Annotated in this window: 18 protein-coding genes and 6 pseudogenes; 16 read left to right on the top strand and 8 right to left on the bottom strand. The window is 62.4% G+C overall.

Annotated features, from left to right (window positions below; all coding sequences use genetic code 11):
• Positions 1–67: 67 nt before the first annotated feature.
• A complete protein-coding gene (locus MHJ63_RS06605) occupies positions 68–4,804 on the bottom strand; it encodes a lamin tail domain-containing protein (protein ID WP_275436068.1) in 4,737 nt (1,578 codons plus the stop codon).
• A 249-nt stretch (positions 4,805–5,053) separates the two neighbouring features.
• Between MHJ63_RS06605 and ychF the strand changes: the two genes are divergently transcribed.
• Positions 5,054–6,133 (top strand): redox-regulated ATPase YchF, encoded by a 1,080-nt coding sequence (ychF, locus tag MHJ63_RS06595; protein ID WP_239446572.1) that lies wholly within the window; start codon positions 5,054–5,056, stop codon positions 6,131–6,133.
• Here the strand turns inward: ychF and MHJ63_RS06590 are convergent, their stop codons facing one another.
• Entirely contained in the window at positions 6,134–6,484 is a 351-nt protein-coding gene (locus MHJ63_RS06590; protein WP_035757359.1) for a VOC family protein, read from the bottom strand. It lies immediately after the preceding gene.
• Between the two features lie 105 nt (positions 6,485–6,589).
• On the opposite strand from MHJ63_RS06590, the gene MHJ63_RS06585 reads away from it, so the two are divergent.
• The gene (locus MHJ63_RS06585; protein WP_070507791.1) at positions 6,590–7,324 is read left to right on the top strand and encodes a TIGR02391 family protein; all 735 of its coding nucleotides are present in this window, start codon (positions 6,590–6,592) and stop codon (positions 7,322–7,324) included.
• 803 nt (positions 7,325–8,127) lie between these two features.
• Here the strand turns inward: MHJ63_RS06585 and MHJ63_RS06580 are convergent.
• Positions 8,128–8,478, bottom strand: coding sequence for a hypothetical protein (locus MHJ63_RS06580; RefSeq protein ID WP_239446560.1), 351 nt, complete (start codon positions 8,476–8,478; stop codon positions 8,128–8,130).
• Entirely contained in the window at positions 8,475–9,899 is a 1,425-nt protein-coding gene (merA, locus tag MHJ63_RS06575; protein ID WP_239446559.1) for a mercury(II) reductase, read from the bottom strand. The genes MHJ63_RS06580 and merA overlap by 4 nt, the downstream gene beginning before the upstream one ends.
• Before the next feature lie 107 nt (positions 9,900–10,006).
• Here merA and MHJ63_RS06570 point away from each other — a divergent pair, with 107 nt between their 5' ends.
• Positions 10,007–10,396 carry a heavy metal-responsive transcriptional regulator gene (locus MHJ63_RS06570; protein ID WP_070514614.1) on the top strand — a complete coding sequence of 130 codons (390 nt, stop codon included), beginning with the start codon at positions 10,007–10,009 and terminating at the stop codon, positions 10,394–10,396.
• Between the two features lie 42 nt (positions 10,397–10,438).
• On the opposite strand, the gene MHJ63_RS10110 is transcribed toward MHJ63_RS06570, so the two are convergent.
• Positions 10,439–10,567: a monooxygenase gene (locus MHJ63_RS10110; RefSeq protein WP_239446558.1), complete on the bottom strand. Its 129-nt coding sequence runs from the start codon at positions 10,565–10,567 to the stop codon at positions 10,439–10,441.
• A gap of 69 nt (positions 10,568–10,636) precedes the next feature.
• On the opposite strand from MHJ63_RS10110, the pseudogene MHJ63_RS06560 reads away from it, so the two are divergent.
• Both MHJ63_RS06560 and MHJ63_RS10130 read left to right on the top strand, forming a co-directional pair.
• Positions 10,637–11,089 (top strand): annotated as a pseudogene (locus tag MHJ63_RS06560) (DUF933 domain-containing protein); the annotation flags it as partial.
• A 20-nt stretch (positions 11,090–11,109) separates the two neighbouring features.
• Positions 11,110–11,589, top strand: a pseudogene (locus MHJ63_RS10130) (recombinase family protein).
• A gap of 457 nt (positions 11,590–12,046) precedes the next feature.
• Here the strand turns inward: MHJ63_RS10130 and MHJ63_RS06550 are convergent.
• Entirely contained in the window at positions 12,047–13,528 is a 1,482-nt protein-coding gene (locus MHJ63_RS06550; protein WP_239446557.1) for a multicopper oxidase family protein, read from the bottom strand.
• Positions 13,529–13,598: 70 nt separating this feature from the next.
• Positions 13,599–14,174: a CueP family metal-binding protein gene (locus MHJ63_RS06545; protein WP_239446556.1), complete on the bottom strand. Its 576-nt coding sequence runs from the start codon at positions 14,172–14,174 to the stop codon at positions 13,599–13,601.
• A gap of 403 nt (positions 14,175–14,577) precedes the next feature.
• Between MHJ63_RS06545 and MHJ63_RS06540 the strand changes: the two are divergent.
• From MHJ63_RS06540 to MHJ63_RS06505, 8 genes and pseudogenes are all read left to right on the top strand, one after another.
• Positions 14,578–15,299 (top strand): annotated as a pseudogene (locus tag MHJ63_RS06540) (response regulator transcription factor).
• Positions 15,296–16,006, top strand: a pseudogene (locus MHJ63_RS06535) (sensor histidine kinase). The pseudogenes MHJ63_RS06540 and MHJ63_RS06535 overlap by 4 nt, the downstream one beginning before the upstream one ends.
• A 114-nt stretch (positions 16,007–16,120) precedes the next feature.
• A complete protein-coding gene (locus MHJ63_RS06530; protein WP_070507752.1) occupies positions 16,121–16,447 on the top strand; it encodes a heavy-metal-associated domain-containing protein in 327 nt (108 codons plus the stop codon).
• A 51-nt stretch (positions 16,448–16,498) separates the two neighbouring features.
• Positions 16,499–18,721, top strand: coding sequence for a copper-translocating P-type ATPase (locus tag MHJ63_RS06525; protein WP_420876140.1), 2,223 nt, complete (start codon positions 16,499–16,501; stop codon positions 18,719–18,721).
• Between the two features lie 48 nt (positions 18,722–18,769).
• Positions 18,770–19,386: pseudogene (locus MHJ63_RS06520) on the top strand (DUF305 domain-containing protein).
• Positions 19,387–19,887: 501 nt separating this feature from the next.
• Positions 19,888–20,169 (top strand): type II toxin-antitoxin system RelE/ParE family toxin, encoded by a 282-nt coding sequence (locus MHJ63_RS06515; protein ID WP_239446555.1) that lies wholly within the window; start codon positions 19,888–19,890, stop codon positions 20,167–20,169.
• 8 nt (positions 20,170–20,177) lie between these two features.
• Positions 20,178–20,477: a HigA family addiction module antitoxin gene (locus MHJ63_RS06510; RefSeq protein WP_035755514.1), complete on the top strand. Its 300-nt coding sequence runs from the start codon at positions 20,178–20,180 to the stop codon at positions 20,475–20,477.
• Positions 20,474–20,761: a HigA family addiction module antitoxin gene (locus tag MHJ63_RS06505; RefSeq protein WP_070507747.1), complete on the top strand. Its 288-nt coding sequence runs from the start codon at positions 20,474–20,476 to the stop codon at positions 20,759–20,761. Before MHJ63_RS06510 ends, MHJ63_RS06505 begins: the two co-directional genes overlap by 4 nt.
• A gap of 105 nt (positions 20,762–20,866) precedes the next feature.
• On the opposite strand, the gene MHJ63_RS06500 is transcribed toward MHJ63_RS06505, so the two are convergent.
• Entirely contained in the window at positions 20,867–21,112 is a 246-nt protein-coding gene (locus MHJ63_RS06500) for a ribbon-helix-helix domain-containing protein (RefSeq protein WP_035755593.1), read from the bottom strand.
• Positions 21,113–21,247: 135 nt separating this feature from the next.
• Here MHJ63_RS06500 and MHJ63_RS06495 point away from each other — a divergent pair, with 135 nt between their 5' ends.
• From MHJ63_RS06495 to MHJ63_RS06490, 3 genes and pseudogenes are all read left to right on the top strand, one after another.
• Entirely contained in the window at positions 21,248–21,481 is a 234-nt protein-coding gene (locus MHJ63_RS06495) for a FitA-like ribbon-helix-helix domain-containing protein (protein WP_070507745.1), read from the top strand.
• Between the two features lie 49 nt (positions 21,482–21,530).
• A complete protein-coding gene (locus tag MHJ63_RS09950) occupies positions 21,531–21,659 on the top strand; it encodes a hypothetical protein (protein WP_275436061.1) in 129 nt (42 codons plus the stop codon).
• A 21-nt stretch (positions 21,660–21,680) separates the two neighbouring features.
• Positions 21,681–22,082, top strand: a pseudogene (locus MHJ63_RS06490) (GNAT family N-acetyltransferase); the annotation flags it as partial.
• Positions 22,083–22,485: the final 403 nt, after the last annotated feature.

Genomic DNA, 22,485 nt, shown 5'->3' with positions numbered 1-22,485 from the left:
TCGGTTATGTAGCCAGCCTTAGCTACTAGCTGGAGCCGGCTGGTTGTGCCTAGCTTGTGTGGCTAGGTCAGCGTGTGCGTCGCCGCAACATCCATGCCATGGCTGCGCCGCCCATCGTGAGGGCTACGGCTGCCAGGCCGAGGGCTGTGACATCAGCGCCGGTTGCCGCGAGAGCCACAGCGGGGCGGTTCGGTTGGTGCTGTCGAGGGCTGGCCTCGCCGGCACCCGTAGCCCCGTTACCCGTAGCCCCGACGCCCGCGGAGTCACCATCCGGTGCCTTACCCGGACCGCCTGGCCCGCCAGGCTTACCTGGCTTCCCCGGTTCGCCTGGCTTCCCCGGTTCGCCCGGCTTGCCCGGCTTTTCGGGTTCGACGTCGGTGCCTGGGTTGTCTGGTTTCTCGATGTCGCAGTCGCCGCCTTGGATGGTGACGCGTTGCAGCGCGGAGTAGTGCTTGGCGCCGTATGGGTCGGTTGTTAGAACGTAGATGGTGTGGTCGCCGTCGCTGAGGTTTTCAACGGAAACCTTGGCTTCGGTGTCGGATTCGACGTTTTCTACCGACCCGAGTTCCTTCGCGGTGAGCACGTCCACGCGTGCCTTGGCTGTGGTGAGGGACTTGGTTCTCGCTTCGAGGCCTAAGGCGTCGTAGCTGAGCGTGAACTCTTGGTGTTCTGGCTCCAGCGTCGCGTCTTCGGCGTTGTATTGCTTCAGCGATGGCGAGAAGGTGCGGACTTTCACGTGCTGGCCCTTGTTGTCGAAGTGCATGAGCCGTAGGAAGCCTTGGCCGCCTTCGGGTAGTGCCTGGTAGTCGAACAGCATCTGGGTTACGGTGCGTTCGGCTTCGCCGTCGCCGTTGTCATCGAAGCGGTCCACTCGCGTGTAGGCGTCGTGGTAGTGGCCGCTCATCACGGCGCGGACGTTCGGGTTCGGGGTGATCACCTCGTCGTAGATCCTTTGCGGGATCGGGCCGAGCCCGCCGGTGGTGAGCATGTATTCGTGGAGGTTGATGATCGCGGTGCGTTCAGGGTATGCCTTGAGCACTTCGTTCATCCACGCGATCTCTTCATCGCCTGGGGCCCAACCCATGTAGAGCATGATGAAGTCGTGGCCGCCTGCGGTGATGAGGTCGTAGTGGCCGCGGTTGTTCTGGTATGAGCCGCCGTACCACGGGTTGTGTGCAAAGCGGTGGGCACCGAAGTTCTTGGAGTATTCGGTGAAGTCGTTGCTCATGTGCCCGACGTCGTGGTTACCGGCGAGCACGCCGTAGGGGAGGCCGGCGTCATCGAGCATCTTGTAGGCCTTGTTGGCGTTGTCCCACTGGAACTGTTGCTCGGCTTTATCGACGATGTCGCCGGTGTGGAAGAGGTACTGCAGGTTGAGTGGTTCGCGGCGTTCCAGCAGATAGTTGTGGATGGCGATCTGGTGGTCGTAGAAGGATTCGTTGTAGTACTGGGTGTCGGTTTCCCACGCGAAGGTGAAGTCGTATTCGCTGCGTGGGGTGTCGTCTGGGTGGTATGGCTCTACGGCGCTGTCGCGTCCGGAGAGGTTAGGTCCGGCCCAGCCTTCGGAGTGTTGGACTACGGCGCGGATTTCGCCATCTACGGCGTGTTCACCTAGCGGCACCATCGTCTCGAGTGTGGCTTCGCCGGTTTTCTTGTCGGTGAGTGCCACATCGACTTCTTGGTAGGCGTTGGTTGCCGTGTTCCACACGAGCAGGCGGATGCGGGCGCCGGGGTCGGTTGTGCCTTCCCAAGCGAGACGTACGAGGGCGTCCTCGCCGGCGTCTTCCGGTACCGCGGTGGTGAACGCGTGGAATGGAAGCTCAGTGTCCGATGTGGTGGTGCCCCCGGCCGTGAGCGTGTCGCCGTTCCGTTCGGTTTGGTTGGCGTTGTTGACGGTTCCGCTCACGGCTGTGAGGGTCTCGCTTTCGAGGCTTGAGGTGTGGCCTTCGCGGAAGGACACGGTGAGTGGGTCACCGCTCGGGTCAGATACGCGGGCTGTCAGTGAGCCTGGGGTGCAGACGTTGAGGATGGCGCCGGCTTGGTTGGAGATGGTTCCGTTGGGTTGTTCAACGGGGGTGGTGAAGGTCAGGGTCCGTTTGGAGACGTTGCCGATCTTGTCTTTGGCAGTGATTTCCAGGGTGTGGGTGCCGGCTGGCATGGTCACGCTGGAGAGTTTGGTTCCGTTGTCGATTTTCTCGCCGTTGAGGGTGGCTTCGATCGTGTCGAGTCCCGAGCCTTTATCGGTTGCGTCGAAGTCGATGGTGAAGCCGCCGCGTTTCTCTTCTCCGTCCTTTACGGATGTGGTGATGGCGGGGGCGGTGTTGTCGACTTTGATGGTTCGTTCGGTGCGGGCGCCGTCGGGGCTGGTTCCGCACACGGTGTGTTCGCCGTCGGCCACGGTGGTGGAGTCCCATTGGGCGGCCTGGGCGTTGTAGGCGTCTTCTGGGATGGTGAAGGGCGCTTCGAGGACTTCGACTTTGCCGGTGGAGTCACCCATCTGGATGATTTGGGTGGGGTCTTCCCAACCTGGTGCGCGGAGGGTGCGGCCGTCGGGGAGGACGAGCCGGACGTTGCGGACCACGAAGTCGTCGTTGTTTTCGTTTGGGTCTGGGCCTGGTGCGGCTTTCGTGCCGGCGGCGATGTCGACCTGGAGTGGTTTTCCGGCGGTCACGTAGTTGAGTGGCACATCGGTTGAGACGGTGGCCCATTCGGCGTAGGTGCCTTCGTCGAAGATGTGGAGGACGTCGCCGTTAATGAGCACGCCGTTGCGGAAGAAGGTGTCAGTTTGGGAGGTTTCGAACGCGAAGGTCGGTGCTTTTTCGAGTGAAGCGTGGGTATCGGTGAGTGGCTTGTCGTTGACGCAGACCCCGAGTTTTTCGCCCGGGGTGTCTGATGCCACCGAGAGGGGGACGGTCCCGCGCACGAACTCACCATCTTTGACGTTGAGCCGCAACGGATCCGTGTTGACGCCATCGAGCGGGATACGCACCTTTTCGGTGGTGGTTTCGTTGGTTCCGTCGCTTGCGGTGACGGTGTATTCGAAGTAGCGCTTACCGAGCAGGTCTGCTTTCGGGATGGTGAACGTATAGCTTCCGTCGCCGTTGTTGGTGACGTTGTGGACCTGCGGTTCGGGATCGGCGTTGGAGGAGAGGGTGAGCTCTACTCGGCGTACCTGGACGTTGTCGGTGATCTTGAACTTCAGTTCACCGTTCTTGTTGGGGTCCAGTGACTTAGGGCTCTGGTCTTTGATGACCGGGGCTTCAGCATCTTCCGGGATGTCGATGACGCTGCCGGGAGCTTGTTCTGGCTTGATGGAGCCCGGGGTTGCTGCGCTCTTTTCGAGGATGTTCGCGTTACCCGGATCATCAGGGTTGGCGGCGTAGTGGATCCCGATGTCTTTGGCTGGGTCTTTCTCGCCTGTCACGTTGTAGTTGACGCGGTGGACTTTCTCACCCGTGCGGGTGCGCAGTTCCATACCGCGGGGGCTTCCGTTGGCCATGCCGGCGGACTTGTTCTCAACCAGGGTGAAGTCTTCGAGATTGACCCCGTAATGTTTCGCGAAGTCTTCCGCGCTCAGGTTGTCGTTAGGCCCGTTTTTGATCCACACGACCACGGTCTTGCCCGGCTCAACCACCGCATCGTGCGGTTCCATCGGCCATTCAGCGGAGTTAGTGATGGTGAGGTCGTTGAGGATGTAGAGGTAGTGGAGCTGGTAGTCGCGCAGGTTGATCGCGGTGTTGGTTGGGTTGTAGATCTCGATGAACTCGTATCCGTCCGAGCCACCAACGTTGGTCGAATCCGGGACAAGCTCTGTGATCAGCAGCTTGCCGAGGTTACCTGCGGCTGGGGCAGGTTCCTTGCTCGGGTCAGCAGATTCGGATGGTGATGCCGAGTCAGACGGGGACTCCGATTCTGAAGGGCCCGCCGACTCTGAAGGGGATTCCGATGGCGACTCCGAATCCGACGGCATCTCAGACGGGCTATCGGAAGAGGACTCGGATGGTTGCTCGGACGCAGACTCGGTTGGTTCCGTGGTCTCAGCTGGGGTTTCAGCATCCGTTGGTGCTGCCGATTCGTTCGGCTCTGCTGGCTGGCTCGGCTCTGCGGTCTCGCCGGGTTCTGCAACATCGCTCGGTTGAGCGGTTTCTGTTGAGGTGAACGCTCGGGTGAGTTCTTTACCTTGCGAGTCGGAGACGCGAAGGCCGAACGTCTTCTCTACCTTGCTTTCCAGGCCGTGCGCGATCTCAACACGGGTCGAGTCATTGAGCTTCCACGCTTTCTTGAAAGCCGCGATGTCTTCCTGCGTTTCCTGTGGCTTGCCGGAGGTCTCGGTTTCGTCGCGCGCCTCAGCGGATGCCTCGCCAGCCGCTTCGGAGGCGTTCTCGCGTTGCGGGGTCAGCCACAGCACAACCTTCTCGTTGGGTTTGATGGTGACGGGCGCATCGACCTCAAGCTCAACATCGTTGGCCGTCTTTGTGGTGTCTTCGGTGATGTAGCTGAGGCTGAGGCCGTCTTTACCGATCGTGACTGGCTTAGAGCCGGGGTTGGTCAGCTCAACGAAAGGGTAGTCGCGCGTCGTGGTGTTGTCGTTGCCGCTATTGAGTTCGGTCACGGTGAGCGGCGCAGTATCTGCGTCTGGCTGGACGGGCTGATCAGCCCGGAGCGAGTGTGCGGCGTTGCTTGCGGCCGATGCGGTGGCCGGCGCGAGGATGGGTGCGGATGCGAGCGAGAAACTTAAGACCGCTGCAGCAAGGACCTTGTTGGTGTTGCTGTTGCGGCGAGAGGTGAACCTCGAAGGTTTCATGTCCTTCACTTTCGGGTGGAGTGTCAAGGTCAGGGACACTCCAAGCTCTACAGAACCAACGCAACAGTTCAGTGAATCGGCCGTGATGGTTAGGGAACACGAGTATCCCCGCCGGTCACAGGGTTTTAACGTGAACGCAACCTGCGCTCGCCGAGGTGCAACCGCCGGAGCTTGTCCGCCGCAACGCAGCCCGCACCCGCCGGTACGCGTCCGGCGTCTATCTGTCCGGCGCCACGTAGAATGGTGGGCGTGGCTCTTACTATTGGAATCGTTGGGCTCCCGAATGTGGGCAAGTCCACTATGTTTAACGCTTTGACCCGTGCTGATGTTTTGGCGGCGAACTATCCGTTCGCGACGATCGAACCGAACGTGGGTGTGGTGCCCCTTCCGGATTCGCGTTTGCCGCAGCTCGCAGAGATTTTCGGTTCGGAGAAGATCCTGCCGGCAACCGTGTCTTTCGTTGATATCGCGGGCATTGTGAAGGGCGCGTCTGAGGGCGAGGGGCTCGGTAACCAGTTCCTCGCGAACATTCGTGAGGCGGACGCGATCTGCCAGGTGACCCGCGGCTTCCAGGATTCCGATGTTGTCCACGTCGCTGGGGAAGTTGATCCGGCATCGGACATTGACGTCATCACCACTGAGCTTGCCCTGGCGGACCTGCAGTCTGTGGAGAAGGCGTTGCCGCGGCTGCAGAAGGAGCTGACGAACAAGAAGGTCAGTAAGGCTTATGTTGAGGCTGTAGAGCAGGCTGAGAAGATCCTCTCTGATGGCCGCACGCTGTTCTCTGCCCGCGATGAGGTGGATCTGGACGAGCTGAAGCCACTGCAGTTGCTGACCGCTAAGCCGTTCATTTACGTGTTCAACCTGGATGACGATGGGCTTGCCGATGAGGAACTGAAGGCTTCGCTTGCGGAGTCGGTTGCGCCGGCGGTTTCGGTGTTCTTGAACGCTCAGTTTGAGGCGGAGCTCGCGGAACTTGATGAGGACGATGCGGCAGAGATGCTCGCTGACGCTGGCATCGAGGAGTCTGGTCTGGAGCAGCTTGCGAAGGCTGGCTATGAGGCGCTTGGTTTGCAGTCGTATTTGACGGCGGGCCCGAAGGAGACGCGTGCGTGGACGATCAAGCAGGGTGCTACCGCGCCTGAGGCGGCCGGCGTGATTCACACGGATTTCCAGCGCGGGTTCATCCGTGCCGAGGTTGTTTCGTTCGACGACCTGATCGCGGCGGGCTCGATGCAGGCCGCGAAGGCCGCGGGCCGTGTGCGTCTTGAAGGTAAGGAATACATTATGCAGGACGGCGACGTCGTTGAATTTAGGTTCAATGTGTAGCTAGGCCTTGGGTCTGCCCACACAGAACTCGTTGCCCTCTGGGTCCTGCATGATGGTCCACACCAATCCCGGTGCTTCGTGGGTGTCTAGTTCGGCAGCGCCCAAGCCTTTGAGACGCTCTACTAAGGTTTCTCGCTCCGACGTGCCAACGTCGATATGCATGCGGTTCTTGCCAGGCGTGGGATCCTCGACGCGCTGAAACCCTAGCGCCGGGGTCGAATCAACCATCACGAAATCGCCGTAATCCGCGACGATTTCGCAGCCGGTTGCGGCGGACCAAAACTTGGCGAGCTTTGAGGGATCGTGGCAGTCGAAGGTGATCTGGCGGATCGTGAAGTTGGGATCGCTCATGGTTTCCATTGTGGGCGCGCGACAGCGCGCCTGCAACAATGCGGGGTGTTTCTGGTTGGGGTATCAGACCAGTTCTCTCCGGCCGTGTCAGCCCCATACGTCATAATGGAGGCATGGCCGAGCTGGACCCCGAGTGGGGCGATCAATGAGATAGACACGTTCCTGCAAGTCACAGCGAAGGTAGTCCCCGACATGGGCCCGGGCATCGCCTACCTTGGAACCGTTATGAGCGGATCGCCGACTGAGGCTGCGGCACGCGCCCATGTCGTTGAAGTGATCCTTGACCGAGTGCTTCCCGGGTGGAGACAAGGACTCCCGGTCCAGGACAAGGAGTATAGCTGGCTGAGGAGTCAAGCGGCTCGGGCCAAGACAGCGCTTGAACGTCGGTCTGAACTCGCTGAAAAGCTCGGAGAGAACACACCAGACTTAGACGCAGCCAATCTGCATCCGTGGGCGTGGGAAAATGGCAAGGGTTACTGGAATCATGGGCACTACCATCAAGGAGTGATGCAGGCTGCCATCCGCGTCAATGCAGAGACCCAAGCGAAACTGAACCGCCTAGACATATCTGAAACAGCACTTTTCAACGAGGCGTTTTCACTCCACGATCCGAAGCGTAATGTGCCGCGCCTTCGGCTTATGGAAAATGATGGCAGTAGGACGTTTGAGAACCTGCATCGGGGCGCCCGCGCCTTTGCAGAGGGCTTGTACGCGGCTATCCGCAATCCCGGGATGCATGTTCCACACGACGGTGGTGAGGAGCAAGTCGCGTTGGAGCAGTTCGCGGCTTTCAGTCTATTGGCTCGCTGGGTTGATGGGGCTACCGTCCTGGAGGGGTGACTACATCGGTTTACGGAATAGCAGTCCGCTTGAGCGAAGGATGTGGGGAGCACGAACGTCTGTGATGAGGGTGCCGGGTGCTCAGTCGGCAAGGCCGTCCAGGACCATCGCCATAGTTGTGTGCAAGGTTAACGCCAGCGACTGGGCTGGGTCCAAGAATGAATCTCGCACACGTTAAACAGCGACGACACTCCGTCGAGTTCAAGTTCAACGTGTAGTGCTTAACCTCTGCGATGAACTCTTTGATCCCGGGACGTGATGAGGACTGGGGCTATTGTGCTCCCCCGAACGCTACGGCCCGGGGGCACGAGGCTGTGTCGCAGGTGCAAGCGAGAGGACCAGGAGCGAAACACAGACCGCTGAGTCGACGCAGTCACGGTAAAGACGGAGCCGTCTAGGCGGTGCTCGAGGTTGCGCGAGATACGGTGACGCTGGGCGTCGGTAAGCGATGCGCATTCGGCGACATCGATGGAAAGCTGGACTTTGCCGTCCGTCGTGTTGACGCCCTGGCCGCCTGGAGTCGACGATTTCGCGAAACGCTCCGCGAGATCGGCGGCGATGACCGCACTGTCGGGGATCCCCGGGCCGGGCGCTATGGTCATGTCGTTCATGCCGCCCAGCCTAGGTGCCCACAACCCTTTCTCGTCTCGGCGGAAGCGGAGACCGCGTCGCGACGGCCGGGATCCAGCCTCAGTATTATCCTCGTCACCGGTTGATTCGAACGCTTTTTGCTCCTCCTTCTCCCGTCGGGCTTCGATTTCAGCGGCCTCCGCAGGTGGCAGTGATCGCTGGATCCGCTCGAACTACCGGTTCCGATCAGCGGTCGAAGGATTTTCGCAGCAGCCGGACCTGCGGCGCCGGTGCCGCCGCCGTAGCCTGACGAGCATCCCCGCCATGACGGCCATCACGACGGCGGTCCCGGCACCGATGATCCAGGGATTACCGAGGAGCCCACCGACGCCTGCGAGTGCTCCGCCCGCCGCGATGAACGGCAGGCCGCAGCAGAGCAGCGACGGAAGTGCGCAGCATGCCAGCAAGAGCAGCCCGGTCCCTGCAGCGACGACGGGACTGGCGCGCCGTTCGTCGTGGTCCTGATCGGCGCTCATCGTCTGCTTCAGGATGAGATCTCCCCGATTGCCTGCGTTGCCGTTCATGCGCAGCACGACAGCAGCGACGGGTCGGTGGTGAAGGCCTTGGCGGCGATCCGGATGCCCTCGGCCATGGTCAGGTAGGGGGCCCAGGCGTTGGCGACCTCGGCGACGGTCTTGCCGAGCACGTGGACGCCTGCGGCGGCGAGCTCGCCGGCGTCCTTGGCGACGGCGGTCAGGCCGAGGATCTCTTTCGTCTCGGCGTTCACGACGATCTTGACGAAGCCGCGGGTGTCGCGGTTCACCAAGGCGCGGGGCACGTGGTGCAGGGGCAGGACGCGGCAGTCGCAGCGGATCCCGGCGGCGAGGACGTCCTTCTCGGTCATCCCGACCGCGCCGATCGCCGGCCCGGTGAACGTCACCCGCGGCAGGCGGGCGTAGTCGACGGACCGGTCGGCGTCGGCGAACGCGTTCTCAGCGACGAGGGTGCCGTGGTGGGCGGCGACGTAGACGAACTCGGGGTGCCCGGTCACGTCGCCCGCGGCCCAGACCCGCGGGTTCGAGGACTGCAGCCGGTCGGAGACGACCGCCTCGCCGAGGTCCCCGGTCTCGACCCCGACCCTGTCGAGGCCGAGCCCGTCGGTGACCGGTCGTCGTCCGAGGGCGACCAGGACCTGGTCGGCGCGGAACTCCTCCCGCCCCCCGGCGACGTCCGCGGTGACGACGGCCTGCCCGGTCGCGGCGTCGCGGGACACCCGCGTCGGCAGCGCGCGGCGGACCACCCGGATGCCCTCGTCGGCGAACACCTCCTGCAGCGTCCTGGACACCTCCGGCTCCTCCTTCGACGCGAGCCGGGACCGGACCAGCACGGTGACCTGGGAGCCGAGCCGGGCGAACAGCTGCGCCTGCTCCAGTGCGACGTAGCCGCCGCCGAGCACGAGCAGGGACTCAGGGAGTTCGGTCAGCTCCATCGCCGTGGTCGAGGTCAGGTATCCGGTCTCGTCCAGGCCGTCGATCGGCGGTGCCCACGGCCGAGAACCAGTCGCCACCAAGAAGTGCGCGGCCTCGATCGTCTCGGTGCTGCCGTCGTCCCCGGCGACCTGGAGGACCGGAGCGTCGGGGGTGCCGGCGAACGCGGCGTCGCCGCGGCGGACGGCCCACCCGTAGGAGTCGGCGACGTCGGCGTACTTCTCGCCCCGCAGCGACTCGACCAGCGCCTGCTTCCCGGCGATCAGGGCGGGCATGTCCACCGGCCCCGCCGTCGTCTCGATCCCCGGGAACCGGTCGGCGGCGTCGGCCGCGGAGTGCCGTGCGTCGGCCGCGGCGATCAGGGCCTTCGACGGCACGCAGCCGGTGTTCACGCAGGTGCCGCCCAGCGTCCCGCGCTCGATCATCACCACCGACTTGCCGAGCGTGGTCGCGCGGATCGCGGCGGCGAACGCACCACCGCCCGATCCGATGATGGCGAGGTCGTACTTCGTGGGCATCGCAGCTCCTGTCAATACTTGGTCTTCCGGTCTGTCTCAGCCATACTGGACCTTCCAGTGCAGGGGAAGGTCAAGAGGACTTCTGCCGAAAGAAGAGGGGGCCTGCGATGCGCATCGGGGAACTCGCCGAGCGGGCGGGAACGACGGCGAAGACGCTGCGGTTCTACGAGGAGCAGGGCCTGTTGCCGCCGGCCGAGCGCACGCCGTCCGGATACCGCGACTACGCGCCCGAGACGGCCGCCCGGATCGACTTCGTCCACCGCGGCCAGGCCGCGGGCCTCACCCTCGCCCAGATCCGCCAGATCCTCGAAATCCGCGACGGCGGCGCTGCTCCCTGCGAGCACGTGCGCGACCTCCTCGACGCGCGCCTCGCCGAGATCGAGCAGCAGATCGCCCAGCTCGCCGCGCTGCGCGACACCATCACCGAGCTCAGACGCGACGCCGCGCAGCCCGACCCCGACTCGTGCAGCGCGGACCAGGTCTGCCGGTACCTGTAAACAGCAGAGCCGGTCGTACCAACGCCACAACCCCGACATGCGCTAGCGCATGACGACGACCCCGGTGCCCACCTCGATGTGATTGGTGGTGGCCGCGACAGCACCCAGCAGCGGCATCGGGGCGGAGGCCCGCGGCACGAAGTGGTGGACACGGAAGGGCGCGTTGTTCACGCCGATTTCGTCCGCGGCCTGGGCGACCTCCAGATGAGTCTTGGCGATCTTTTCCGCAGATGGCCCGCGCTGGCCGACGGAGCCATGCAGGCGAAGATGCGCGAACTCGTAGCGCCAGCCGAGGCGATTTTCCTCGATGTGAAGTTCGAAGCTGAACTCATTGAGGTTGATGAGGACGATGCGGCAGAGATGCTCGCTGACGCTGGCATTGAGGAGTCTGGTCTGGAGTAGCTTGCGAAGGCTGGCTATGAGGCGCTTGGTTTGCAGTCGTATTTGACGGCGGGCCCGAAGGAGACGCGTGCGTGGACGATCAAGCAGGGTGCTACCGCGCCTGAGGCAGCTGGCGTGATTCACACGGATTTCCAGCGTGGATTCATCCGTGCCGAGGTTGTTTCGTTCGACGACCTGATCGCGGCGGGCTCGATGCAGGCCGCGAAGGCCGCGGGCCGTGTGCGTCTTGAAGGCAAGGAATACATTATGCAGGACGGCGACGTCGTCGAGTTCAAGTTCAATGTAACTTAAGGCGCGCCAGTGTTAGTCGTATGACAACACGTGCTGCCATTTACCTTCGCATCTCGCTCGATGCTGCAATGGACGGTCTTGCCATCGAGCGTCAGCGCGAAGACTGTGAAGCCATTGCAAAGCAGCGTGGCTGGATGGTCGTGTACACCTATGTGGATTAGTCGATCTCGGCCTCTAAGAAAGACGTGGAACGTCCCGATTACGACGCGATGGTGGCTAGTCTTCAGTGAGGCGAGCTAGACGCGATTATCTGCTGGGACTTGGATCGTCTAACGCGGCAGCCCTCGCAGCTCGAAGGGTGGATCGACAGAGCGGAAGAGCACGGGTTGAAGCTTGTTACCGCGAATGGTGATGCGGACCTCAGTACTGACGGAGGCCGGATGTTCGCGCGCATCAAGGCGGCCGTGGCACGCGGTGAAGTCGAGCGTAAAGGGGCTAGGTTGATCGGTGTGCATCATTCACCCAGGTTCAGGCGCACACGTTTTAATCGCCTGAGCTAAGGATTCGGCGGTCAACGCTGTCGTCGGCGATGTAGCCACGGTGTGGGCAACGATTGAACGGTCGAACAGGTCCATCACCGGTGACAGGTAGACCCTCCTCCATCAGCGACGGGTCGGAGAAGTCCGGCAGCGGGGCACGTTCCTCCTCTGCGTAGATAATCTCGGTTTGGCCTCCTGGTGAGTGGAACTGGAAGGTGCCCCCGACGGCGACGGCGTTTCGCCGTCGCCTGAGGAACAGGCCACCAGGGTCACGGCGATGAGCACCGCGGCAACCGCGATGGCGGCTCTGCGGGGGTGTGCTCGGCATGGATTAGATCTCCATATTCCGGGGCGGTGGGGAAGAAGACGGTGTTTTGGTTGTCCCGGAAGACCACAACACCGAGGAAGGTCATCGTGCTGCCCGGTGGGTGGTCTGCAGCGACTCTGCCCACCTCGGCACTCAACCCTGCTGTGGGGGTTACTCGTAGCGAAGCGAGCTGAGCATCCCGGTTTCCATGTGATAGGCGTTATGGCAGTGAAATGCCCACTCACCGGGGTTGTCAGCAATCAGGTCGGCGATCATGGTTTCACCGTGGCGGAGAAGGACGGTGTCCTTGCGTAGCCCGCCGCTGCCGGGCAGCGCCCACGTGTGGCCGTGGATGTGCATTGGATGGGGCATCATGGTCCTGTTGCGCATGACCATCCGCAGGCGCTGGCTCTCCTGCACGGTCGCGGAGGAGGATTGGCCGTCGGTGAAAATGCTCCATTCATACGGCATCATCTGCCCGCCCAGGTCGATGCTGACTTCTCGGTCTGGTGTGCCCTCGGGCAGGAGTGCACGGTCTGCTGGCTTTAGGGAGGACAGAAGCAGTCCGGTGGATGACAACTCGGGGAAGTCGACATCGGGGCGGGGGGCCTGGCCGTCGGCGGTGCGGATGACGGCGAAGGCGCGGTCGTCCTTACCCACCGCCAAAGCCGTGAGCGGGAAGATGCCGTCGCCGAGGATGACCTCGACGTCGACACGTTCGCCCATCGACAGGTAGATCGATTCGGTCTCCCAGGGCTGGACAGGGAAGCCGTCGGTGTGGGTGACAGTCATGCGGTGACCACCGAGGGCCACCTTGAAGATGGTGTCACCGCCGGAGTTGATAAACCGCAGGCGGGCCTTGTCGCCCGGGCGAGCTTCGAAGGTCCGGTGAGCACGGGGGATACGTCCGTTGATGAGGTAGTGCGGATACATCACATCGCCGGCATCCCCGCCCAGTACCCGGTCCGGGGTGCCGTGCATCATCTGGCCGTGACCTCCCATTCCCATCCTCCCGTTATGGTCGCCCGAACCCATTCCGGTGAGCTTGTCGAGCTCATCGTCGGGAGTGCCCTGAATGCCATCGACCCAGTCGTCGAGCACGATGGTCCACTCGACGTCCTGGTCTTCAGCGTCTTGCGGGTCACGGATGATCAGTGGGGCGTGGAGGCCGCGATCAAGCTGCAGGCCGGTGTGGGAATGGTAGAAGTAGGTGCCACCGTGGGGGACTTCAAAAACATAGGAGAAAGACTCGCCAGGTTCAATGGGGGCCTGGGTCATGCCGGGCACACCGTCGGCTGCGTTGTGGAGTGCGATGCCATGCCAGTGGATGGAGGTACTCTCAGGCAGTTCATTGGTGATATCGACCTGGAGGACATCGCCGGCGGTGGCCTGAATGGCCGCATCCCCGGTGTCAGAGACGTATCCCCACGTGTTGGCTTCGATGCCGCCGATATCCAGGGAGAGGGGCCGGGCGGTCAGTGTCCGGCGCACCGTCGGCTCACCGAGCGCAGTGGGGGTGGGAGTGGGGCGAAGGGAGGGACCTGGTGCCGAGGCAGCGGGTCCAGGGTCGCTGGTGCAGGCGGCCACGGCCCCGGTGCCGGCGAGGACGAGCCCGCCGAGCAGAAACTGTCGTCGGGAAAATGCGTTCGTCATGATTTAACCTTCCTGGTGTAGGACTTCAGTGACACGGGAGGCAGGCGCAGGTGAGGACTCTGCTGAACCATCACGTCAGGCGCAGGTCTGTGACACAGGTGGCACCGTCGTCGGTGGTGGAAAACTCCGTGGTGCCGGTACGCCCCTGGTAGCTGACCTCAATCAGACCGGTGACATCATCGGGAAGCCAGAAGCCAATAAACCCGTTGTCGAAGGTGGTTGTCGCCTCGTCCACCAGCACCTCACCGGTCGCCTCATCGGTGATCGTGACCTGGATATCCTCATTGCTGAGTTCCCCCACGCAGGTCGTGAGGCTGTGGTAGAAGCAGTCGTGGGTGGAGTTGAGATAGGGTGCGATCGAGACATACGTCTGATTGTCGGGAAGATCGACCACGACTTCCTGGTCACCGCTCGAGAGCAGCAGTTCATCGGCACGTACTGAGGCGATCAGATCTGTGGGACGCTCAGTGACCTTCTGCCGGTCGAGGCGATCAATGATCTCCACCGCGTCCATGTCGGCCAGGCCATGGGTAGTCAGGAATGTATCTTGGGACACCGTCCCGTCGGCCGTGGGTTCCGGGTCGGCGGCCGAACACCCCGTGAGGGCGAGGGCAAGGGCGGCGGCTGCGATCGCTGCTCGTTTCACGTCAATCTCCTTGGACCGTGGTAACTCTGTGAGAAGACACCGCCTCAAGGTCGGTGCCATACCTTTATCTTGCACGGGCGCCTGACGGAGTAGAAATCAAAAACCCTGCTCACAGCCTTATAACAGGGTGAAAAGGGGATGAGTTCGGTGGGCTGGGTCACCACCGGGACACCACTCCACAGCCGTGGGCGATGTCCTTCTACCCGCCTCAGGTATGCGGTGCAGGCAATGAAATCCCTGGTGGCGCCTGCTGAACCGACGAGGAGAGGCGATGCCGCCGGCCCGGGGTGGGGCACAGGGGTGACGGCGGTTGAAGGGTGATGTTTGAAGATTTGATTGAAGATTTCCCCGCCGGGCACTGAGCGAGGGTGGTATTCCCCTGCCCCGAGCGATACTGGGGTCTATGGCTGACCGCACACCGACCACCGCCACGCCCCTGGGGCGGGTGCTGGTCGTCGATGATGAACAACCCCTGGCTCAGATGGTGGCCTCCTACCTCATCCGGGCCGGCTTCGATACCCGCCAGGCGCACACCGGCACCCAGGCCGTGGACGAGGCCCGTCGCTTTCCCCCGATGTTGTGGTGCTGGATCTGGGGCTGCCCGAACTCGACGGTCTGGAGGTATGCCGACGGATCCGCACCTTCTCGGACTGCTACATCCTCATGCTCATCGCGCGTGGCAGCGAGGACGACAAGATCAGCGCTTTGACCCTGGGGGCGGATGACTACATCACCAAACCTTTTAGCATCCGGGAACTGGTGACCCGGGTGCATGCGGTGTAGCGCCGCCCGCGCACCAGCACCACCCCACCGCAGGTGACCACCCCCTTGATCGTTGGTGACCTCATCCTTGACCCCGTTGCCCATCAGGTGCGGGTGGGGGAGAGGACCGTGGAGCTCACCCGCACGGAGTTCGAGCTGCTGGTTGCCCTGGCCCTGCGCCCCGGCCAGGCGCTGACCCGCCACGATCTGGTCACCGAGGTCTGGGACACCACCTGGGTCGGTGATGAACGCATCGTCGATGTCCACATCGGCAACTTGCGTCGCAAGCTCGGCACCGACACCCGGGGTCGGGGGTTTATCGACACCGTGCGTGGCGTGGGCTACCGGGTGGGGCAGGCATGAATCACGGACCCGGCCTGACCTTCCGCTTCCTGGTCGCCCAGGTGTTGGTCGTGGTGATTAGCCTGCTGGTGGCCGCGGCCGTGGCCACGACGGTGGGCCCGACCCTGTTCCATGATCATATGTTGATGGCCGGCCGGGAGGACCCCTCGCTGGAGCTATTCCATGCCGAGCAGGCCCCGAGGTCGCCACCCTGGCGCATGCCTTCAACACCATGGCCGACCGGCTGGAACACACCGAACAGGTCCGCCGCCAGATGCTCTCTGATCTGGCCCACGAAATGGGCACCCCCTTATCGGTGCTCACGGTCTACCTCGATGGTCTCCAGGACGGGGTCGTGGACCGGCAACGCTTCGGCCAGGTGATGAGCAATCTCCTGTCGAACGCGCTACGGCACACCCCGGCCGGCGGGCAGGTCCGGATCAGCGTCCACCGCCAGGGGGCGTCCACCGCGCTCATCCACGTCGCCGATGACGGCGAGGGCATCCCACCTGGCCAGCTCGGACACATCTTCGAACGCTTCTACCGGGGGGGATGCCGCCCGCAGCCGGGACAACGGCGGGTCCGGTATCGGTCTGACCGTCTCCAGGGCATTGATCGAGGCCCACGGCGGCACTCTCACTGCCACCTCCCCCGGACCCGGTCGCGGAGCGGTGTTTGCCCTCCGCCTCCCGCTGTCCGCTCCCGACAGTGAGGGGGCTGCTCGGTGACCACACCCTGCCCCGCCTTAGGGTCGTGCCCTCCACCCCTTGAAAAAATACCCCAGGGGGGTATACGCTAGGGAGTGACATCGTCGCATCCCACCGACCCGTAGGAGCTTTCCCATGATCACCTCCCCGCCCCGCCTCTTGCCGATGGCCAACCACGGCTGCAGCTGTTGCGGACCTGCCTCAGATGCCGGCACCGCCTCCATCCCTGCCGCCAGCGACTCGTCAGCAGGAGGGGCCTCCCCTAGCTACCAGGTCACTGGCCTGACCTGCGGGCACTGCGCGAAAAGCGTGACCCAGGCCCTTCAGGCCCTCCCCCAGGTTGACGACGTCCAGGTTGATCTCGCTGCTGGTGGTGTTTCCACCGTCACGGTCACCGGTGTCGTACCTCCGGAGATGGTTCGCCGGACCATCGAGGAGGCCGGCTACACCGTCTTATCCTGATCGGTTTTACCCATCATCTCGACCCTGACCGGGTTGAGCGGAAGGAACGTCATGAGCACTCCCCACCATTCCGGTGATCACCCCGCTCCGGAAATAGACCACACCCACCACCCGGATCATGCCAGGCACGAACACCACGCAGATGCCGACACCCACAGCCAGTCGATGCCCCACGATCACCCGCACTCTGCCCTGGATGAAGACCACCACGTTCATGGTCACGGCGAACACGCCGGACACAGCACCGCAATGTTTCGGGACCGCTTCTGGTGGTCGCTGTTTCTGTCCATTCCCGTCGTTATTTTCAGCCCCATGGTCGCCCACCTGCTCGGCTACCACCTCCCGGCATTCCCCGGATCCATTTGGATCCCCCCGGTGCTGGGCACGATCATCTTCGTCTACGGCGGAACGCCTTTCCTCAAGGGCGGATGGAAAGAACTGAAATCCCGCCAACCCGGGATGATGCTTCTGATCGCCATGGCCATCACCGTGGCGTTTGTTGCCTCCTGGGTCACCACTCTGGGGCTGGGCGGTTTTGAGCTGGACTTCTGGTGGGAGCTGGCTCTGCTGGTGACCATCATGCTGCTGGGCCACTGGCTGGAGATGCGCGCTCTCGGGGCCGCGTCCTCAGCGCTTGACGCGCTGGCTGCTCTGCTGCCGGATGAGGCCGAGAAAGTCATCGACGGGACCACCCGCACCGTGGCCATCTCCGAGCTGGTCGTCGACGACGTCGTGTTGGTGAGGGCCGGTGCACGGGTGCCGGCCGACGGAACCATCCTCGACGGAGCCGCCGAATTCGATGAGGCGATGATCACCGGCGAATCCCGTCCCGTCTTCCGCGACACCGGTGACAAGGTGGTCGCCGGTACCGTGGCCACCGACAACACCGTCCGCATCCGGGTGGAGGCTACCGGCGGGGACACCGCCCTGGCCGGGATCCAACGCATGGTTGCCGATGCCCAGGAGTCCTCCTCCCGGGCCCAGGCCCTGGCGGATCGGGCGGCGGCGTTGTTGTTCTGGTTCGCGCTGATCTCCGCTCTGATCACCGCGGTGGTGTGGACTATCATCGGCAGCCCGGACGATGCCGTGGTGCGCACGGTCACGGTGCTGGTCATCGCTTGTCCGCACGCCCTGGGCCTGGCGATTCCGCTGGTCATTGCGATCTCCAGCGAGCGGGCCGCGAAAGCCGGGGTGCTCATCAAGGACCGAATGACGCTCGAGCGGATGCGCACCATCGACGTGGTGCTCTTCGACAAAACCGGCACCCTGACCGAGGGTGCGCACGCGGTCACCGGTGTCGCGGCAGCTGTCGGCGTCACCGAGGGCGAGTTGCTGGCCCTGGCCGCCGCCGCGGAGGCCGACAGCGAGCACCCCGTGGCCCGCGCCATCGTGGAGGCCGCGGCCGCCCACCCCGAGGCCTCCCGTCGGCGAATCCGTGCAACTGGTTTCAGCGCCGCCTCCGGTCGAGGGGTCCGGGCCACTGTCGATGGCGCTGAGATCCTCGTGGGCGGGCCGAACATGCTGCGCGAGTTCAACCTCACCATCCCGGCCGAGCTCACCGACACCACCAGCGCCTGGACCGGGCGTGGGGCTGGTGTGCTCCATATTGTCCGCGACGGTCAGATCATCGGTGCGGTGGCCGTCGAGGACAAGATCCGCCCCGAATCCCACGCCGCCGTGAAAGCCTTGCAGGACCGCGGGGTGAAAGTTGCAATGATCACCGGCGACGCCCAGCAGGTGGCCCACGCGGTCGGTCAGGTCTTAGGCATTGATGAGGTCTTCGCCGAGGTCCTGCCACAGGACAAAGACACCAAGGTCACGCAGTTGCAGGACCGAGGTTTGAGCGTGGCCATGGTCGGTGACGGTGTCAATGACGCACCCGCTCTGACCCGCGCGGAGGTCGGTATCGCCATCGGTGCCGGCACGGATGTGGCCATGGAATCTGCCGGGGTGGTCCTAGCCAGTGATGACCCGCGGGCAGTGCTGTCGATGATTGAGCTGTCCCGGGCCAGCTACCGCAAGATGATCCAGAACCTGATCTGGGCCTCTGGCTACAACATCCTCGCCGTGCCGCTGGCCGCCGGAGTGCTCGCCTCGATCGGGTTCGTGCTGTCCCCGGGCGTGGGCGCGATCTTGATGTCTGCCTCGACCATCGTGGTGGCCCTGAACGCCCAACTGTTGCGCCGCATTGATCTGGATCCGGCTCACCTGGCTCCGACTGAGTCGAAGGAGGAACACACCACGCCCACTCCGGCATCCACCGCCGTCCACTGATCCACTACTTCTCTCGACTGCCCCCCATATACCCTGAAAGGCTCCACGATGAAGCGTACCCTTGTTCTTTCCGCTCTCGCCGTGGCCTCCACCCTGGCGCTGGCCGCCTGCGGTGAGGCCACCGAGTCAGGCAACACCGACGCCACCACCTCGGCCACCAGCACTGCGACGACTGAGGCGGACAGGGAGATCTCCGCCGATCACAACGACGCGGACATCATGTTTGCCCAGATGATGATCCCCCATCACCAGCAGGCCGTGGAGATGAGTGAAATCCTCCTGGCCAAGGACGATATCCCGGCCGAGGTCGTGGAGTTTGCCCAGAGGGTTATTGACGCCCAAGGACCGGAGATTGACCGGATGAACGCCATGCTCGAGGCCTGGGGTCAGCAACCGGTCACCGGTGATATGGGTGAGATGGACCATGGCGGGATGAGTGGAATGATGAGCGAGGAGGACATGACAGCCCTCGAGGACGCCAAGGGCACCGAGGCTGCTGGCTCTACCTTGAGCAGATGACCGCCCACCATGAGGGTGCGGTCGATATGGCCCGTGACGAGGTTGCTGACGGCCAGAACCCGCATGCGATCACCCTGGCCGAACAAATTATCAACGACCAGGAGGCCGAGATCGCCCAGATGCAGCAGATGCTCACTGACCTATGACAGGTCCTCGTCTTTTTCTGATCCCGAGGACAGGAATCTGAAAAAGAGGGATAACCGTGACGATTGTCACCTGCTGCGGGCGATGGGTCGTTATCACCGCAGCGGGTGCACCGGGATGGATGTTTCTTCTCCCTCTGGTCGCGCCACTGAGGAAAGGGGAAAGCTCTTGTGTCCAGACCCTTGGAGGACTACGCATTATTGTCCGATACTCACGCGGCCGCCCTGGTTTGCCGGCAGGGCAGCATTAATGTTGGGGGCGTTCCCCGAGTAATGGACACGGCGTTGGTGTCAGTTAGGCAACGAGGCCTGCGGTAGCAGCCGTCGTCGCGGTCTCGAAGACCGTACTGTGATCCTAGCTATCGCTTTTTACTTCTTGTATCTACTCAATCTCTAGCAGCTTCTGCTGTATGTCCATAGGGTAAGGGTATTTAGCAACGACACGTCGTGGACTTCCGGTTTAACGTGTAGCGTTATTGACGCTTTGCGTTATAAACTGACTTCGTGATCAGATCTTTCGGTGACCGTGACACGGAGCTTGTGTGGTTGCGTGAAGCGGCGCCTCGGATAGATCCGCGGATTCATAAGTCCGCGAACAGGAAGCTGCATCTGCTCGATGCTGCGGTGTCGCTTAACTCTCTTCGCATTCCACCGGGGAACCGGCTTGAAGCGTTGAAGGGTGACCGTAAGGGTCAGCACAGCATTCGTATCAACAGTCAGTGGCGGATCTGCTTCGTGTGGACTGAAGCTGGCCCGGAGAACGTGATTATCGAGGATTACCACTGAGGTGCATGATGACTGAGAAGCTCTACGAGCCGATTCACCCTGGCGAGGTTCTGATGGAGGACTTCATTGAGGGATTCGGCATCACGCAGCACAAGCTCGCTGTGTCTATCGGTGTCCCTCCGCGGAGGATCAACGAGATCGTGCACGGCAAGCGCGCCATCACTGCCGACACGGCGTTGCGTCTGGGGCGGTATTTCGGAGTGGAACCGCAGTTCTGGCTCAATCTTCAGAGCCGTTATGAGCTTGAGATGGCGCAGGAGCGTGTGGCCGATCAGATAACTAAGATCACGCCACTGCAAGTTGCGTGATCAAGCCGATCCACCCAGGAGAGATCCTGATGGAGGACTTCATCCAAGGTTTCGGGATCACGCAGCATAAGGTCGCTGTGTCTATCGGTGTTCCTCCGAGGCGGATCAACGAGATCGTGCATGGCAAGCGAGGTATCACTGCAGATATGGCGATACGGCTGGCGCGGTATTTCGGGACGTCCGAGGAGTTTTGGATGAATCTTCAGTCGAACTACGAGCTACGGTTGCAGCGTCGCGCTCTGAAGAACACTGTCGCTAGTATTTCTCCGTTGCAGGTTGCGTGACCAACCGCAGGGTCCATTGCCCCGATGGTATCTCGAGCGTGGTAGCTGACCTTGGTTCAGTTCTGGTTTGATCCCGTGTTTTGTGGCGCTTGAGCGAACTTCCATTTAGACGGCATTCCGTAAAGCTTCTCGGATTGCCTGGGACCTCGACCATCCGTGAGTGGCCGCGTATTTATCCAGGTCTGAAATTTCGCTGGGTGAAAGGCGAATGGAGATAACTTTAGCCGCATTTTCGTGGCGAGGTTTCCTGCCTCGACGGCGAAGCGTCTCCACATCGTAGCCGTCCTCGGCTTCCGCTACCCACTCATCGATTTGTTCTTCGCTAACCTGTTGCCCATTAATCGTCCTCATACCCTTAATCGTAATACGGAATTGAGTGTGGCGGCCAGCGAGACGTCGCTTCTTCAGCATCAGTCGCCTCGCTTCTTTCTTTCCATGGTGCCCCATTCACGCCAGGACTGTTGATAGTAAAAGGGGGTGGCACTGATGGCATCTATTATCGGGCGTGGTCTCGATGACCACGTGAAGCAACAGCTCGCCTCTCAGGCGAAAGCGAACGGACGCTCCATGGAAGCCGAGGTTCGTGACATTCTGACCAAAGCGGCGCTGAGGCCCACCATCGACATGGCCCTTCTGAGCATGGCGCGGGACGTAGGTGGAGTGGATGAGCTTCCGGTTCCTGCGCGAGATGGTATCGCACGAGCTGTGGACTTCGAATGATCGTCCTCGACACCAGCGGCAAACTCGTAGACCTGTGGAAGGTGGAAGTGTGAAGCGTCATTCGATCGAGATCATCGCCCACCAAGAGCTCACTGAAGCCGATCTGCGTGGGCTTCGGCAACTCTTCGACAGCGAATATCTCGAGGAGTTCGGGGAGTGGGATCCACAGCAGCCCTAAGGCTATGCGCCACATGATGTCCACATCATGGCGTGGAACGAAGGTCGCGTCATCGGCCATGTGGGATGGGCGCGCCGCGAGATCGCTGTCGGCACCCAGATCCTCGCGATCGCGGGAGTCGGCGGTGTTCTGATCTCCGCTGACGCACGAGGGACGCGTCTCGGGAGCGAACTCATGAGCTGGGCAGCGCAGTCGATGCGCGATGGCGGCCGCGTCGCGTTCGGTTACTTGGGGTGTCGAGATCAGGTCGTCCCGTTCTACGCGTCATGCGGGTGGAAAAAGATCCGTGCGCGCGAGAGGTCGGTCGGGTGTGATGGCGAACCCGTCGAGCAAGAGCCAGGCCCGCCGATCCTTGTCCTGCCCATCGCCCCATTCGAGATGTGGCCCGATGGAGACATCGACCTGCGCGGGCGGGCTTGGTAGCCGCTGACTGCAGGTGGTTCTCAGTGCCGGAGCACGGTGGACTTCCGGTTTAACGTGTAGTTGCTGGAGGCAAGAGATGAACTGTGGTTCTTAGTGCCATCGACCGGAGTCACATAACAAGTTTTGCGGCGTGTGTGGCCTTCCTGCGTCAGGTAGGTCAGGTAATACGGCGAACAAGGGAGGAGAGCAGGTTTACAGCTGCCTGTATCAAGCGGAGCACGATGTCGTAGTCAACCCGACGCCAGACGCTCCGCCGTCGCTGGGTTCCAGCTGTTCGGGGGGCCGTAGTGCCTCATGTCAAGTTGATCGCGTAGCCTTAATCGTGCCTCACAGAGATTGATCGCGTAGCCCTGCTTAGGCAGTATGGAGTTTCACCCCACCGGTTTGTCGTTTCCGTCGGTTC

This window comes from Pseudoglutamicibacter albus (genome assembly GCF_022346425.1).
Classification (GTDB): Bacteria; Actinomycetota; Actinomycetes; order Actinomycetales; family Micrococcaceae; genus Pseudoglutamicibacter; species Pseudoglutamicibacter albus.
Note: the sequence above shows the minus strand (reverse complement) of the source record. Positions and strands in the feature narration are given on the sequence as shown.